Source organism: Shinella sp. G-2, assembly GCF_050172695.1.
Classification (GTDB): Bacteria; Pseudomonadota; Alphaproteobacteria; order Rhizobiales; family Rhizobiaceae; genus Shinella.
This window is the reverse complement of the sequence record NZ_JBBEYH010000014.1, coordinates 50,401-65,406: the sequence shown is the minus strand read 5'-3', so window position 1 is coordinate 65,406 and position 15,006 is coordinate 50,401. Positions and strand designations below refer to the sequence as shown.

Sequence of the window (15,006 nt, the reverse complement as noted above, 5' to 3'; positions counted from 1 at the left end):
TCTTATGCAGAAAAGCCTAGACGACCGTCCGTCCGGTGGCGTGTTCATCCTTTCCCTCGTCCTGTTCGTGCTGTTCTGGACCGCGCTTGCGGCGCTCAAGGCCGACCGGACGGTACTGCCGGATCCGCTCGAGGTGGCGCGCGTGTTCCGGTCGGAACTCGCCGCCGGGCGGCTCACACGCGATCTCTTCGCGACGCTTTCCCGCGTTGCCGTCTCCTTCGGCCTCGCAATGGCGATCGGCACCCTGCTCGGCATCCTTCTCGGTCATTTCCGGCGCTTCAATCATTGGGCCGATCCGTGGGTAACGATCTTCATGAACCTGCCCGCGCTGGTGCTCATCGTCCTTTGTTATCTGTGGATCGGCCTCAATGAGGTCGCGGCGGTCGTCGCGGTGACACTCAACAAGACCGCCATGGTCATGGTCACCGTGCGACAGGGCGTACGCGCCCTGGATCCCGCTCTCGCCGATCTGGCTTTCGTCGCCCGGTTGTCGTGCCGCGAACGGTTGCGGCACGTGATCCTGCCACAGCTTGGGCCGTGGCTTGCCGTCGCGGCGCGAAACGGTATCGCCGTCATCTGGAAGATCGTGCTCGTGGTCGAATTTCTTGGCCGGTCAAACGGGGTCGGCTTCCGGATCCATCTCTATTTCCAGCAGTTCGAGGTCGCCCACATCCTCGCCTATTCCGTTTCCTTCGTGGCCTGCATGCTTGCGGTGGAGCGTTTTCTGATTCAACCCTGGGAGAGCCGCTCTACCCATTGGAGACGAAAAGCCCCAGACAATTGAATAGCCGCGCAAAAAAAGCAACGTCGATCGACTTAATGCCCGGTGCAACGGTTTGTCGAACAATCACATCGAGACGGCCGTGAGAATAGACAATGCTGCGCGAGCGCGATCGACCTTATCATGCCGGCGGTCGAACGGTGTCTGAGGGACATGTTCATCAAACCAATTCAACCGGAAGAGGCGGGTGAGATTGCCGCGGTTTACGCCGCCGAGAAAGCCCAGGGGGCCGGCGACCCAATACTGGTCTGCTCGCCCGGTCGTTCTCGTTCCCGTGGAAGCTCTCCTTTACCAAATACGAGACGGTTTCTCTCCGAGATTGCTGAATTTTCGCCTGATTGCCTTCGTTTGTGCCCAGCATGTACCGGCCAGCTACTGTCCTCACGTCTATTTCCGCAATGATCCTTGGGGGGAGCAAGCGCTGCCATCCGAAGGAATACCGGAGCGCTGACTTAACTGCGCAACAGGTCGAGATGCTGACCTATGCGAAACAGACCACGGTGGACGCGCCCGCGATTGCGGAGGCGAACATCCAGCGCCTGCGGTCCGTCGGATTGAGAGACGTCAATATCGCGGACATTGCATAGGCGGCTTCTTTCCAGACCTTCATGCGCCGCTACTTCGACGCAGTCGGCGCGGAGGCCGAGCAAGAGTTTCTTGATGACGATCCTGTGGTGAGGGACGAGATGGCAATGGGTAGAAAATAGCAGGGCACAAAAAGGTCCCGCACCCTCGCTTTGCAAACAGTGCTCCGCATCGCGCGTCTTTGCCCGCGGCACTCTTGTGCCAGAGGTCGGATTTCTCGCCGATACCTGTCAGCGGTTTTTGGACCAAAGTCCCATGGAGAAACCTGTTGCCACATCCGGCGTTTTAGCAACTTCATAGATGGACACACAGGTTATCCCGATGATGACAGAGCTCTGGGACCCCGCCGTCGAAATAGCTATCGACAATGGGGACCACTTCAAAAGCATTACAAATACCCGAGATGCCCTCGCTTGGCTGATGACCAGTTGGCCAAAACAAGGTGGCAAGACTTTCGCAGCAGCGCGCAGGGCGTGCATCGAAGCAATCGAAGGCCGTGTGGACGCTTCTGCGGCGGCCGAGGCATTCAAGGAGGCAGCCGCCGAAGTTGGCATTCTCCGGCAGTGGCGATGACTGGACGGGCCGACGTCACAGCTAGGAGATTTGCGCTCTCCAGAGCGCGACCGCAGATCCCGCCAGCCGGGCGAGCGTTGTTGGCCTTGAACGGCTATTGTCGAAAGGCGCGTCCGTTCTATCTGAATGAGAGTAAGGGATGTCTCCCCTCACACTCCGGGGTTGGGAAGGACGCGGTGCACGAGAAAAACTGCGTCCTTCCAGATTTCGGCGCTTAGAACCCGATGCTTTGCGGATCCCACGGGGTTTTTCGAGGATACCAGATTCGATAGAAGTCGAGCGCTGCGTTCAGCCGATACTTTAGGGGCCGAAGCGCAAGGCTTGTCGACGAACGGGGAAACGTTAATCGTTCTGCGAAGGCAGGCTTTGGTTCGACCCAATCGGTTTTGCTGTCGGCCTGAGAACTTGGGTGGCATTCTTGAGGTCGACGTCGTCCTCCATGCCGGATGGCAAGACTGCCGTAGCGACACAGCGACCATAAGGAACTCGTTCCTGCTGTACGGAACGCCCTTGCGCGGCCTCGCCGAAATCATCGGAGAGACCGCTAACACCGGTTGATCTCACGTACGTGCCTTGATTTCAAATCGACGAGATCATGCTCGCGACACGGCCGCCCAACTGACCGGCCGGATCCGCCAAATCCAGCACGACGCTCATATGGTTCAAACCCGGCAGCGGGAGGATTTCCGAGACACTGCCCCGAGCGTTGAGTTGTGCGGTTAAAGCCGTGGCCTGTTGGTGGAAGGGCGATGTTTCCTCTGTGCCGAATGCTATGATCCGTTGAGGACAATGAAGCTGAATTGAGGTCAGAGGTGACCATGCCGCTGCTTCCGACAGCGTCATTTCGGCCTCGTCGCGCAGAAAACTGCCCGGAATCTCCGAAAGATCGTAGATGCCGCTCACGAGAAGAAGCCCGCTTATCTCGGGAAGGGATGGTTCGGCCGTCTCTTCCGGGCCCCGTGCGGCAAGAAACGAGGCAAGGTGTGCGCCTGCCGAATGGCCACTGACCGTGAGCCTGCGAGGATCCGCGCCGAAATCGCTGGCGTGTTTCTGGAGCCAGAGCACCGCCCGACGCACCTGGTCGACCAGCACGTGGAGGCGCTGGCCGGGCATCAGGTCATATTCAACGATGGCGGCGACGCCGCCAGCAGCAAGGACGGGTGCCGCGACAAGGCGGTAGTTTTCCTTTTCACCCGAGCGCCAGTAACCGCCGTGCACAAACACATGCAAGGGGGCGCCGGCGTTGAAACGTGAAGGGAGTATGACGTCCAGAACCTCCCTTTCACGCGCGCCATACCGGATATCGGCCAAAACATCGGCCGTCTCCGAGAGCTTCCGGCTGCGCTCAGCAAATTCTGTGGCAATGGCGTCGAAGTCGGGAACGAAGTCTCGAATCCGGTAGAGGTCCTGGGAAGTCATCATGGGCTCTCTCATTGTCAGTAGTCCACTGCGTAATACTTGGCCTCCATGAATTCCAGTATGCCGGTAACGCCACCTTCACGGCCAAGACCGCTCTGTTTGACGCCGCCGAAGGGCGCGGCCGGGTCTGACATCAGGCCCCTGTTGATGCCGAGCATGCCTGTTTCGAGTTGTTTTCCAACCCTCATGGCGCGCTTCAGGTCTTGGCTGTAGATGTAGGCGGCGAGGCCGTATTCGGTGTCGTTGGCAAGCCGGACAGCCTCATCTTCATTTTCGAACCGGTAGACAGGCGCGACGGGGCCGAAAATTTCCTCACGCGCGATCGCCGCGTCGGTGGGCACGTTTTCAAGAACTGTCGGCGGATAGAAATAACCGTTTTCTGTTAAAGGTTTGCCGCCGGTGGTTACGCGTGCGCCCAGGGCGATCGCATCGGTGACGAGCCTGTCGATCTTGTGGACGGCGTTCGTGGTGATCATGGGGCCGCATTGCGTGGCGGGATCATATCCCGGTCCCACCTTCAGCGCGGCCATGCGCGCCGTGAGCCCCGCGACGAAAGCATCGTATATGCCGGTCTGGACATAGAAGCGGTTGGCGGCGGTGCACGCTTCGCCGGCGTTGCGCATCTTGGCGATCATTGCGCCTTCCAGCGCAGCTTCCAGGTCCGCGTCATCGAATACAAGGAAGGGGGCATTGCCGCCAAGTTCCATTGAGCAACTAACGACCGATTTTGCTGCCTCGGCGAGAAGCGTCCGGCCAACACCCGTCGAACCGGTGAAGGAGAGTTTGCGCACACGCGGATCGGCGAGCATGGCATTGGTCACCGCGCCCGGTCTGCTCGTCGTGAGCACATTGACGACCCCCGGCGGTACGCCGGCTTCTTCTCCGAGGCGCGCCATGGCATAGGCCGTCAGCGGCGTTTCGGACGCCGGCTTGAGGATCACCGTGCAGCCCGCTGCCAGCGCCGGGCCGATCTTGCGGGTGGCCATGGCGGCCGGAAAATTCCAGGGCGTGATCAGAACCGCGATGCCAATCGGTTCGTGATCGACGAGGATGTGATGTGAACCGGAGGGCGTGTGGCGGTATTCTCCGGGAACACGTGCCGCCTCCTCCGCGTACCAGCGGAAGAACTCGGCGGCGTAGGCGACTTCGCCGCGGGCGTCTGGCAGCGCCTTGCCGTTCTCCAGCGAGATAAGGGTCGCCAGTTCCTCCGCGTGCTGCGTCATGAGTTGGAACCAGCGGCGCAATATTTCCGAACGTTGCCTCGCCGGCGTGGCCCGCCAGCCGGACGCTGCGGCCTCTGCGGTATCGACGGCGCGCATCGCATCCTCGACGGTGGCATCCGCGACGTCGGACAGTTTTTCGCCCGTGGACGGGTTCATGACCGCGATTCCGTCGCCCTTGTGCCATTTGCCGCCGATGTAAAGGCCGGCGGCGTGCATGGTGGGATCGGCATAGCCGGTGATCTTGGCGTGGAGTGTCATGGTGGGAATCCTTTTCAATTCAGGCTCGAACAGTCGCCATGGTAGGCGGCGGCGACAAGGTTTCGCATTTCGTCGAGGTTCAAGGGGCGGGGATTGTTCTGAATGAGGCGCGCGATGCCGATGCTCTGTTCGGCCACCCAGGCAAGCCGGCTTTCTTCCAGCCCAAGTTCACGCAGCGTGGATGGGATGCCGATCCGGGCGAAAAGGGAAACGAGCTCGGGAATGACATTGTCGGGTCCTGCCAGCCCCGCCGCCTGCGCTATCCTGGCAAGGTCGGCGCGGATGACGGGCGCGTTCCATGTCATGACATAAGGCATGAGGCAGGCGACGCCGAGACCGTGCGCAGTGTGAGTGAGGGCGCCGACAGGATACTGGATGGCATGGGCGGCCGCGGTTCCCGCCACGCCAAAGGCCAGCCCTGCCAGTGTTGCGCCAAGCATGACTTTTTCGCGCGCCGCACGGTCGCCGCCATTCGTGCATGCCGCTTCCAGGCCCTGCCAGAGCAGTGCGATGGCCCTGAGCGCGAACTGATCGGAGAGTTCGTTCTTGCCGACGAAGACTCGCTGTTGCGCGATGCCGGGAACGGGGTCGCGGCGGATTGCGGTGAGGGCCTCGAGCGCATGCGTCAATGCATCGGCCCCGGCGATCGCCGTCAGCGCGGGCGGGCAGGAGAGGGTAAGATCCGGGTCACAGATGGAGACGGTTGGAATGAGATGCGGGCTTGAAATGCCGACCTTCAGGCTCCGTTCGGCATCGGAAAGCACGGCGACGGGTGTCACTTCCGAACCGGTGCCGGCGGTGGTGGGAATAGCGATCAGCGGTATGACCGGGCCGGGCACGGTATGCTCGCCGTAATAGTCTTGTGGCCGCCCGCCATACGTGACAAGCAGGGCCACGCATTTGGCCATGTCGAGGCAGGAGCCACCGCCGATGCCGATGACGAGGTCGGGTGAGAAGTTTCGGGCATTTTCCGCGCTTTGTTCCGCGGATTTGACGGGAACGTCCGGGAGGGTCGAGCTATCGACCGCAACCGCTATGTCGGCTTCTTCTAGCTGCCTGACGAGCATGAGGAAATCGGCATCCGCGGCGAGGCGTGTATCCGTGATGACAAGCGCGCGCCGGCCTAGCCTTGCGGCGATGCTTCCGAGAGCAAGCCGCTGCCCCGCGCCGAAAAGCAGCTCACGCGGCGCTCTCAATGTGCCGAAAAGGTTCATTCCGTTTCTCCTCCGATAATTCACGCGGCTTCAAGTGCCAAAAGATGTTCCAAAAGCGGTTGGGGCAGCTCTATTCCCGAGCGTTCTGTCGCGGCGCGGCGCTGGCGCGCGCCGTCGCCGGGAACGGCCACTGGGCTTGCGGGATCGGACGGGCGAGAGCCGCGTAGCCGATCGAGATAGGATGCAATCGAGTGGACACTGCCATCACCCGCCGCCGCGTCTATGATAATGAGAAGGTCGCCCTTGTTGGCGGCGTGGATATCGTCGAGCGTGCCGTGCACATCGGGTGCTAGTTCGGAGCCGGCGAGGGCGGCGACCAGAAGCTCGATCGCAAGGCCCAGCCCGTATCCTTTGGCGCCGCCGAACGGGGCGATGGCACCTGTCCTGGCCGCCTTCGCATCCGTTGTCGGCCAGCCCTCTGCGTCCACGGCCCAGCCGGGCGGGATGGGCATACCACGCATTGCGTGATGGTTGATCTTGCCCATGGAGACGACGCTCGTCGCAAGATCGAGGACGAAGGGCTGATCGCCGGAAGGGATTCCGATGGCGACGGGATTGGTGCCCAGCATGGCCTGCGTTCCGCCGAATGGATGAACGAGTGCCTCGCTGGTCGACATGACCAAGCAGATCAGGCCGCTCCTCGCCGCCGCCTCCGCGTAATAGGCGAGCATGCCGATATGGTTGGTATTGCGGATCGCCGCTATGGCGATCCCTGTCTCTCCCACGACGGGGCGCACGGCTTCCAAGGCCTGCATGACCACCACCGGCCCAAGGCCGCGCTCACCATCGACGCTGAGAAATGAGCGTCGGCGCCATGTTCCGCTTCCGCGTGCTCGCCCATCGGCCAAGCCCTTGTCCAGCCGAGTAAGGATGATCGGCAGTCGCTGCAAACCATGGGAGGGCAGGCCGCGCAGTTCGGCTTCCAGAAGAAGATCGGCCTGAAGGCGAGCATGGGCGGAAGGGACGTCGCGTGCTTCGAGCAGCCCGCTCGCCAATTCTCGGAGCCGTTCCGGCGCAACCCTCATTTCAAAATCCTATATCAGATCATATACGATATTGTATTTGACATGGGATATCTTATTTGCAACAAATATCGGCGTGTCAAGAAGCAGTTGGAGAACGCAAGTGGCATTCGCAGCGGAACGGGAGGCCCGAGGGGTCAGCCTTCGACCGAGCAGTGTGGTCGATGGTGTCTATGACAACATCTACCATCGGCTGATGTCCTTGGAGATCGCGCCCGGTGCCCGGATTCCGATCGACGTGCTTGCCCGTGAGATCGGCGTCTCCCAAACGCCAATCCGCGAGGCCTTGAGCCGTCTCGAACGCGAAGGCCTCGTTCGCAAGGAGCATCTTGTCGGCTATAGCGCTGCACCGCAGTGGACCAGGAAGCAGTTCGAGGATCTCTACGTTTTCCGCCTGCTGATCGAGCCGGAGGCCGCCAGACTGGCAGCGATCAACATGACCCCCGAGGCGCTGCAGCGGCTTGAAAATTCCGCTGCGGACATGGGCAACGGCGCAGCGCCGGTTGATCGCAACACGCGATATTCGCGTTTCGCCCGCGCTGACGCGCACTTCCATGATGCGATCCTCAAGATCGCCGGCAACGAGATCATCCGAAACACGCTGTCGAACCAACATGTTCACCTGCACATTTTCCGGCTGATGTTCCACACGCGCGTGACGCAGGAGGCTCTCGAGGAGCACGAGAACCTGCTCGCGGCATTCCGCTCGGGTGATCCGCAGGCAGCGTCCGAAGCTATGCGCGTCCACATCGAGCGTTCGCGCGACCGGCTGCTTTCGGCTTTCGAATGAACGCGGTGCTTTCTCCTCACTCCCTGGCGCCGCCGATGGAATCGGCGGTCGCAACCCTTCGGATCGAAAACCTGGGCAAGGCTTACGGCCAGATCACCGTCCTTTCCGATGTCACGCTTGATGTACGTACCGCAGAGGTTCACGCCATCATCGGTGAAAACGGCGCCGGCAAATCGACCCTCATGAAGTTGTTGTCCGGTCATGTCGCGCCGACGGAAGGTCGGCTGCTCCTGGACGGCAAGCCGATCGGGTTTCGAAACGCGGTGGAGGCGGAACAGGCCGGCATCGTTTTGGTGCACCAGGAAATTCTGCTGGCACCGGACCTGACGGTCGCGGAAAATCTGTTTCTTGGGCGTGAAATGAGCCACGGTCTGATGGTCGATGATCGCGGGATGAACCGCCGGACCGCCGAACTTCTTGCGAAAGTCGGCTCGACGGCGCGTCCGCGAGATCGTGTCGGTGAACTTCCGCTTGCCCAGCGCCAGCTCGTGCAGATCGCACGCGCACTACTTGATGAGCGAAAAGTCGTCATTCTGGACGAGCCCACGGCTGTTCTGGCCAATGACGAGGTCGCAGCGCTACTCGACATCGTAAGGATGCTGCGCGATCACGGCGTGGCAGTGCTCTATATTTCTCACCGTCTCGATGAGGTGCAGGCGCTTGCCGACCGCATCACCGTGCTGCGCGACGGCCGGATGATCGGCACCTGGCCTGCTGCAGGCCTCAGCCAGCGTGAAATGGCCGAGCTGATGGTCGGGCGCGAACTGGAGATGCTCTATCCCCATAAGCGTATTCCGACCGAAGACGCGCCAATCCTCTCCGTTACGGATTTGGCGGTCGATCATGGTTCCGATGGTGTCAGCTTCGACGTCCGGCCGGGCGAGGTGCTCGGTATCGGCGGCATGATCGGCGCGGGGCGCACGGAACTCATCGAAGGGCTGATGGGGCTTCGTCCCTCGCAGGCGAGCAATGTCGTTCTCAACGGCAAGGAGATCAGGCACCGGTCGGTCCGTACGATGATGGACGCCGGTCTCGTCTATCTGACCGAAGATCGAAAGGGAAAGGGCCTCCTTCTGGAGGAGAAGCTCGGCCCGAACCTTACGCTTCAGGCGCTCGATGCCGTCAATCCGGGTGCTGTTCTGGACAAGCGGAGCGAGCTCTCCCGCCTTGAGGCAGCGGTGGCGGACTACGATATCCGCGTCCGTTCTCTTCGCCTCGACGCGGGAAAACTATCGGGGGGGAACCAGCAGAAACTGCTGCTCGCCAAGGTCATGCTGGCCGATCCCTCCGTAGTGATCATCGATGAACCGACGCGCGGCATCGATATCGGCAACAAGAGCCAGATCTACGACTTCATCGACGCGATGGTGCGCGCGGGCAAGGCCTGCATCGTCATCTCGTCGGAAATGCCGGAGCTGGTCGGGCTCTCCGACCGCGTCCTGGTGATGCGGGCCGGCAAGGTCGTCGCCGAGCTTCGCGGTGCAGAAATCAATGAGGAAAATGTCGTCTATGCCGCCACCGTTGGGGGGCGCGCAGACGACCGGGAGGACGAACATGACTGCAGCGACCGCAACCATCATCTCCGTTGACGAGGGACGCCGCATCCGCTGGGCAGACCTTGCGCCTTTCATCGCTCTGGCGGTGATCGTCTTGCTCGGAGCGCTGGTGAATTCCAACTTCGTCGCGCCGGCAAACCTGATCAATGTCATGACGCGCAGTGCCTTCATCGCGATCATCGCGGTGGGCGCCACCTTCGTCATTTCGTCCGGCGGCTTGGACCTTTCCGTCGGTTCCATGATGGCCTTCGTCACGGGCATCATGATCATGGCGATGAACCATCTCGCTCCGGCGTTCGGAACATGGGCCCTTCCAATGGGGGCGGGTCTGGCGCTTGTCGTCGGTTCGATGTGCGGGCTTTTCAACGGGCTCATCGTGACCATCGGAAAAATAGAACCCTTCATCGTGACACTCGGCACGATGGGGATCTTCCGGGCCTTCATCACCTTCATGACGGACGGTGGATCGTTGCCGATCGACCGCAGCCTGCGCGAGGCCTATCGGCCGGTGTACTTCGGCAGCGTGTTCGGCATTCCCTATCCGGTCCTGATCACCTTCGTTGTGGTGATGCTGGGCGCGTTCCTTCTCTACAAGACGAAGTTCGGGCGCCGCCTGACGTCGGCAGGCTCGAATGTCGAGGTCGCACGTTTTTCCGGCGTCAACGTCGCGGCCGTCCGCACCGTCGCTTACGTCATACAGGGCATCTGCGTCGCCGTCGCGGCGATCTGCTACGTGCCGCGCCTTGGTGCGGCGACGCCGACGACCGGGCAGCTCTGGGAACTGCAGGTCATCACCGCCGTCGTTATCGGCGGCACCCTTCTACGCGGTGGAAGGGGACGTATCGGCGGCACGGTGGCCGGCGCACTCATTCTCGAGGTCATCGCCAACGTCATGGTCCTGTCGGACATGGTCTCCGAATACCTCGTCGCCGCCGTACAGGGCGCGATCATCATCATCGCCATGCTGGCGCATCGCTTCACCGCCAACCGCTGAAAACAGCACTGACTTCAAAGGAGGAGAAAATGAAGTCCATCATGCAGAAAACCGTTTTGTTGTTATCGACTGCTGCACTCATTCTGGCCCTGCCGCTCGGCAGCGCACAAGCAGAAGGGGAGAAGGTCACCATTGCCGTCTCTATTCCTGCTGCGACGCACGGATGGACTGGGGGTGTCGTCTATCACGCCGAGCAGGCCGAAAAGGAAATCGAGGCTGCATTCCCCAACATCGATGTCGTTCTGTCTACCGCTTCTTCGGCGCCCGCGCAGGTTTCCGCACTGGAAGACCTCTCAGCAAGCCGCAAGCTCGACGCGCTTGTCATTCTGCCCTTCACGTCGGAGGAACTGACTGGGCCGGTCGAGCAGATCAAGCAGAAGGGCACCTTCATCTCCGTGGTTGACCGTGGCCTCACGGATCCGTCGGTCCAGGATCTCTATGTGGCCGGCGACAATATCGCGGTCGGCGCCAACACGGCGCACTGGCTTGCCGACAAGCTCGGCGGGGAAGGGGAGATCGTCGTGCTGCGGGGCATCCCGACAGTCATTGACGACGAGCGCATCAAGGGCTTCTCTGATGTCATCGCCAAGACGAACATCAAGATCCTCGACATCCAGTATGCCAACTGGAACCAGGACGAAGCCTTCAAGCTGATGCAGGACTATCTTGCGAAGTACCCGAAGATCGATGCCGTCTGGGCAAACGATGACGACATGCTGCTTGGCGTCATCGAGGCGGTCGACAATGCCGGCCGCAAGGACATCAAATACGCTCTCGGCGGCAATGGCATGAAGCAGGTCATCGAGATGGTGAAGGAAAAGAACGAGCGCACGCCGATCTCGACGCCCTATCCGCCGTCGATGATCAAATCGGCCATCTACATGACCGCGGCCCAGTTCAACGGACAAGCGCCGGTGCGGGGTTCCTTCCTACTCGGAGCGCCGCTCATCACGCCTGACAACGCTGACCAGTTCTACTTCCCCGCTTCCCCATTCTGACCCTCAGTGATGCCCGGTCATTCGGGCATCACCCCCTCATTGATAACAGGAGATATGACATGAGCGGCAAGAAGATCCTCATGCTGACCGGCGAGTTCACCGAGGAATACGAGATATTCGTTTTCCAGCAGGGGATGGAAGCGGTGGGCCATACCGTCCACGTGATCTGCCCGGACAAAAAGGCCGGAGACCGGATCAAAACGTCGTTGCACGATTTCGAGGGCGACCAGACCTATACGGAAAAGCTCGGCCACTACGCCGACATCAACAAGACATTTTCCGAAGTTCGCGTCGAAGAGTACGATGCGGTCTATGCAGCGGGCGGGCGCGGTCCGGAGTATATCCGCACTGACAAACGCATCCAGGACATGGTCCGCCATTTCCATGAGAGCGGCAAGCCGATTTTCACGATCTGCCACGGCGTGCAGATTCTCATGGCCGTCCCAGGTGTGCTCAAGGGTCGAAAGGTCGCCGGCCTCGGCGCTTGCGAGCCGGAGGTGACTGCTGTCGGCGGCATCTATATCGACGTGAAGCCGACAGAAGCTTTCGTCGACGGGAATATGGTCTCGGCCAAGGGTTGGACCGGGCTCGCCGCGTTTATGCGCGAGTGCCTGAAAGTACTCGGAACGAAGATAACGCACGCCTGACCTTCACTCAATTCATGACGATCCGTCCCCGCATCTCAGCGGGGGCGCTTTCATGCATGATGAGAGCGCAACGCTGCGCCAAGTCTCACTTATGGAGTAATTCCTCCGGGCAGCCGTGACGACGAAGTTTGCTCCCTAGACGCTCTGCGAGGAGCGGACAGGCGTCGTGGCACACCTTTCCCGTCGTCGCACACGTCGGCTCCACCGGTGCCGTCATCTCGCATTTATTCTTCGATGCTCTTTCTTTCGTCCGCTGTTGCGCCAAGCGTATCAGCGACGAACGCACCACGCGCGCCCATTGGCCGCGGCGGACCCGTCGTTGTGTCCCGCGCGGTCTGGTGTTCGAGTTCCGCGTTCAGCTCAGCACCCACAATGAGAATGCCGACGGACAGCCATGTCCAGACGAGAAGCCCCATTAGGGCGCCAAAAGCGCCATAGGCGGCATCGTAGTCGGCGAAGTTGCGGAGATAAAATGAGAAGCCGGCGGACATGGCGATCCAGGCGGTGACGGTCAGCGCCGCGCCCCATGTCAGCCACCGTAGGCGCGCCGGCGAGCGGCTTGGTCCGTACCGATAGATGCAGGTCACGGCGGCGAAAGCGAGGACCAGAAGAATCGGCCACCGCAGGATCAGGAGCAGCCGTTCCTCAGCTCCGTCCAGCCAGAGATACGCCAGGATGGCCGGGAAGACGGCAACGACGCCGATCAAGGCAGTGAGCCCCGTGATCCCACCGACGGTGAACGCCAGCCCTATCAGGTTCCGCTTGAAGAAACCGCGCTTTTCATCCTCGTCGTAGGCCACATTCATGGCGTCGAAGAGGGCAAGGATGCCGTTTCGCGTACTCCAAAGTGCAATAGTCAGCCCAGCGAAGAAGGTCAGTCCAAGGGTTCTGTCACGGCTAGCGGCAAGACTGGCGACCCGATCGGCCACGATCTCGAAGGAGCCGGGCGGAAGGAGCGTGGCCAGGACATTCAGATGATCTGCCATCGTCGATGGGTCGGCAATAAGGCCATATAGCGCGACCAGTGACGCTAAAGCGGGAAAGATAGCCAGCAGTACGTAGAATGTCACCCCTGCCGAGATGAGCATCACCCGGTCGCTCGAAACCTCATGGACCACCCGCCAGAGGACATCGCGAAGACCTTTGACCGGTATTGCTTCCGGCACGTCGGCTGTACGGCCCCGGACGTCGATTTCATGAACATCGAACTTGGTCGCTCGCCGCGTCGATGCCCCGAGCCATATCATCGCGCCGGCAATTGCTGTGAGCGCAAGCAGCGATGTCAGCCGTCTCGGGCTCGTGCAACGACCAGCCATATCAAAAACTCCGGTCGTCAATGATCCGCCCGGTCGTCTAGCAGCGACGACAGAGGCGGCGGAATGGGTCCCGTGTCCACATATCCCTCGATGTGCTCCGAGCCGTTAACTCAGCTCGGAAACGATATGCGATCAACAGACCTCAGTTCAGGGACCGGTTTTGCGTCACTTGTTTTCAAGTATGGAAACGCCCATGACTGCCATAGGGTTGTGCTAGCGGTTATGAAATCGGCCAACGCCACTGCGGGCAGGAAGGCTAGGCGCAAGCCGATTTCGGTGAATTGGCTCCAAGGGTAGGTCGCGTCTTGTGCTGCGGTTTCCTGCGCATCGGCCGCGTCCTCGCGGCCTGGGTATGATATCACCCCACGCGGGATTGGCTCACCGATAGAACTGGCGGTCATTTCTTGTCTCCTTGCCATGATCGCAACGAAACCCGGACCGGGATCAGAAGTTCCCCGTCAGGCGAATTTGCAGGAAATGATGGCGGTGTCGAGGAGGCGGACTTCACTCGCGATGTTTTCCTTGTGGCGCGGCTTCGCCAGGGCGACGGCCGTGTCGGTACCCGTTCGTGCGGGCCTGCCCTCGGCGCCTTGTTTCATTGCCCCAACAGCAGTGCCGATGTCACCGCCGCAAGCCGATTCCTGGTGCCGCCTATACGCCAGTCGATGGGGACTGCGACTTTGAACGTGATTGGTTCCTAGATAGGTCAGGCCGGATTTCTCGTCTTCGGACGTCAAACTCAAGAATGGAGCTGCCCTGCTTGGTGCCGGACTGTCACCTCGCAACGGTCAGAACGCATCCGATCTGGACGAGCCGTTTTGACGGTTCTATCACGCCGTTCGACCTATCCATTAAATTTTCCCCGACGCGCTAAAAACGCCGGCTTGCTGCAAGGACGGTCTCGATATCTTCGAGGGTCTGAAGGTAGGACGCGGCGACACTGTCGTAAGTGCCGATAGGAGCGCATTTGCGGTTGGTGGGGCGAATGGGGTTCCCGGATCGATAAACGTCGCTGACTCTTACCGCATCGAAGATGTCCGACATCCAGTGGAAGACGCTTAGCTCGATCATCAGTGCGTCCCGCTAAAGTCGGAGGCGAGATACACGCGGGTCGGCGGTGCGTTTTTTAAGTCCGCCGCGACAAGATAGGCCGTGATCAGCAGCATACAGCAAGCGATCGATCCGCTGACGAGACCCAATCCGGATGAGTTTTCTCGCGGTTTGTGAAGTGAATGTCTGGCCATGGTCTCGATCCTTAGGGAGCACGTTACGGTGCCCCCGGTTAGCAACAAGCGTGCGGAACCGATCCGCGTGAAATGCGCCGTCGATTTATGACCTGAACAACCGGATCGGCGATCACGCGCTGCTTGTTCACGACGGCATAGGCGTAGGCTGGGTCTTCAGGAGACGGCGTCAGGACGACAGTCTTCGGGAGAGGTTTGCCGATTGCGATTGTCTCCTTCCGCACACGGCTTCGCTCGTTTCGGTTGACGGAAACGAAGCCCCGAGATTCGGCAAAGTTCCTGGCCCCGGACCACCGCACGCCGGCATTTGGACGAAGGTCTGAACCCCAGCAGCAATGGTCCTATTCAGGAACACGCTGTGATCGGAAAGGTTGGTTTGTCGGCTT

14 protein-coding genes are annotated in these 15,006 nt (G+C 60.7%); 7 read left to right on the top strand and 7 right to left on the bottom strand.

Going from position 1 to position 15,006, the window contains the following annotated elements; genetic code table 11:
- Window positions 1–4: 4 nt before the first annotated feature.
- Window positions 5–784, top strand: coding sequence for an ABC transporter permease (locus tag V8U06_RS19435; RefSeq protein WP_427142087.1), 780 nt, complete (start codon window positions 5–7; stop codon window positions 782–784).
- Window positions 785–1,687: 903 nt separating this feature from the next.
- Window positions 1,688–1,939 (top strand): DUF982 domain-containing protein, encoded by a 252-nt coding sequence (locus tag V8U06_RS19430; RefSeq protein WP_427142086.1) that lies wholly within the window; start codon window positions 1,688–1,690, stop codon window positions 1,937–1,939.
- Window positions 1,940–2,518: 579 nt separating this feature from the next.
- Here the strand turns inward: V8U06_RS19430 and V8U06_RS19425 are convergent.
- The 4 genes from V8U06_RS19425 to V8U06_RS19410 are packed head-to-tail and all read right to left on the bottom strand — an operon-like array spanning window position 2,519 to window position 7,078.
- Complete coding sequence (locus V8U06_RS19425; protein WP_427142125.1) at window positions 2,519–3,358, bottom strand: alpha/beta hydrolase; 840 nt, start codon at window positions 3,356–3,358, stop codon at window positions 2,519–2,521.
- A gap of 17 nt (window positions 3,359–3,375) precedes the next feature.
- On the bottom strand, window positions 3,376–4,839 hold the full coding sequence (locus V8U06_RS19420; RefSeq protein WP_427142085.1) for an NAD-dependent succinate-semialdehyde dehydrogenase: 1,464 nt from the start codon (window positions 4,837–4,839) through the stop codon (window positions 3,376–3,378).
- A 14-nt stretch (window positions 4,840–4,853) separates the two neighbouring features.
- A complete protein-coding gene (locus V8U06_RS19415; protein WP_427142084.1) occupies window positions 4,854–6,053 on the bottom strand; it encodes an iron-containing alcohol dehydrogenase in 1,200 nt (399 codons plus the stop codon).
- 20 nt (window positions 6,054–6,073) lie between these two features.
- Window positions 6,074–7,078, bottom strand: a complete 1,005-nt coding sequence (locus V8U06_RS19410; RefSeq protein WP_427142083.1) for an Ldh family oxidoreductase — start codon at window positions 7,076–7,078, stop codon at window positions 6,074–6,076.
- Between the two features lie 100 nt (window positions 7,079–7,178).
- On the opposite strand from V8U06_RS19410, the gene V8U06_RS19405 reads away from it, so the two are divergent.
- From V8U06_RS19405 to V8U06_RS19385, 5 genes are read left to right on the top strand one after another with little or no spacing between them, the layout of a single operon-like run.
- The gene (locus V8U06_RS19405; RefSeq protein ID WP_427142082.1) at window positions 7,179–7,865 is read left to right on the top strand and encodes a GntR family transcriptional regulator; all 687 of its coding nucleotides are present in this window, start codon (window positions 7,179–7,181) and stop codon (window positions 7,863–7,865) included.
- A complete protein-coding gene (locus V8U06_RS19400) occupies window positions 7,862–9,454 on the top strand; it encodes a sugar ABC transporter ATP-binding protein (RefSeq protein WP_427142081.1) in 1,593 nt (530 codons plus the stop codon). Before V8U06_RS19405 ends, V8U06_RS19400 begins: the two co-directional genes overlap by 4 nt.
- Complete coding sequence (locus tag V8U06_RS19395) at window positions 9,420–10,415, top strand: ABC transporter permease (RefSeq protein ID WP_427142080.1); 996 nt, start codon at window positions 9,420–9,422, stop codon at window positions 10,413–10,415. The genes V8U06_RS19400 and V8U06_RS19395 overlap by 35 nt, the downstream gene beginning before the upstream one ends.
- Before the next feature lie 29 nt (window positions 10,416–10,444).
- Window positions 10,445–11,413, top strand: coding sequence for a substrate-binding domain-containing protein (locus V8U06_RS19390; RefSeq protein ID WP_427142079.1), 969 nt, complete (start codon window positions 10,445–10,447; stop codon window positions 11,411–11,413).
- A 59-nt stretch (window positions 11,414–11,472) separates the two neighbouring features.
- A complete protein-coding gene (locus V8U06_RS19385) occupies window positions 11,473–12,060 on the top strand; it encodes a DJ-1/PfpI family protein (RefSeq protein WP_427142078.1) in 588 nt (195 codons plus the stop codon).
- A gap of 224 nt (window positions 12,061–12,284) precedes the next feature.
- Here the strand turns inward: V8U06_RS19385 and V8U06_RS19380 are convergent, their stop codons facing one another.
- The 3 genes from V8U06_RS19380 to V8U06_RS19370 form a co-directional block, all read right to left on the bottom strand.
- Entirely contained in the window at window positions 12,285–13,376 is a 1,092-nt protein-coding gene (locus tag V8U06_RS19380; RefSeq protein WP_427142077.1) for a YihY/virulence factor BrkB family protein, read from the bottom strand.
- Window positions 13,377–14,246: 870 nt separating this feature from the next.
- Entirely contained in the window at window positions 14,247–14,447 is a 201-nt protein-coding gene (locus tag V8U06_RS19375) for a hypothetical protein (RefSeq protein WP_427142076.1), read from the bottom strand.
- A gap of 211 nt (window positions 14,448–14,658) precedes the next feature.
- Window positions 14,659–14,919, bottom strand: a complete 261-nt coding sequence (locus V8U06_RS19370; RefSeq protein ID WP_427142075.1) for a DUF1236 domain-containing protein — start codon at window positions 14,917–14,919, stop codon at window positions 14,659–14,661.
- Window positions 14,920–15,006 lie beyond the last annotated feature (87 nt).

What these genes read in the sequence shown, in the direction of transcription:
- V8U06_RS19435 (WP_427142087.1), top strand. Translation starts at nt 5, where the DNA reads ATGCAGAAAAGCCTAGACGACCGTCCGTCCGGTGGCGTGTTCATCCTT.
- V8U06_RS19430 (WP_427142086.1), top strand. Translation starts at nt 1,688, where the DNA reads ATGATGACAGAGCTCTGGGACCCCGCCGTCGAAATAGCTATCGACAAT.
- V8U06_RS19425 (WP_427142125.1), bottom strand. Translation starts at nt 3,358, where the DNA reads ATGACTTCCCAGGACCTCTACCGGATTCGAGACTTCGTTCCCGACTTC.
- V8U06_RS19420 (WP_427142085.1), bottom strand. Translation starts at nt 4,839, where the DNA reads ATGACACTCCACGCCAAGATCACCGGCTATGCCGATCCCACCATGCAC.
- V8U06_RS19415 (WP_427142084.1), bottom strand. Translation starts at nt 6,053, where the DNA reads ATGAACCTTTTCGGCACATTGAGAGCGCCGCGTGAGCTGCTTTTCGGC.
- V8U06_RS19410 (WP_427142083.1), bottom strand. Translation starts at nt 7,078, where the DNA reads ATGAGGGTTGCGCCGGAACGGCTCCGAGAATTGGCGAGCGGGCTGCTC.
- V8U06_RS19400 (WP_427142081.1), top strand. Translation starts at nt 7,862, where the DNA reads ATGAACGCGGTGCTTTCTCCTCACTCCCTGGCGCCGCCGATGGAATCG.
- V8U06_RS19395 (WP_427142080.1), top strand. Translation starts at nt 9,420, where the DNA reads ATGACTGCAGCGACCGCAACCATCATCTCCGTTGACGAGGGACGCCGC.
- V8U06_RS19390 (WP_427142079.1), top strand. Translation starts at nt 10,445, where the DNA reads ATGAAGTCCATCATGCAGAAAACCGTTTTGTTGTTATCGACTGCTGCA.
- V8U06_RS19385 (WP_427142078.1), top strand. Translation starts at nt 11,473, where the DNA reads ATGAGCGGCAAGAAGATCCTCATGCTGACCGGCGAGTTCACCGAGGAA.
- V8U06_RS19380 (WP_427142077.1), bottom strand. Translation starts at nt 13,376, where the DNA reads ATGGCTGGTCGTTGCACGAGCCCGAGACGGCTGACATCGCTGCTTGCG.
- V8U06_RS19375 (WP_427142076.1), bottom strand. Translation starts at nt 14,447, where the DNA reads ATGATCGAGCTAAGCGTCTTCCACTGGATGTCGGACATCTTCGATGCG.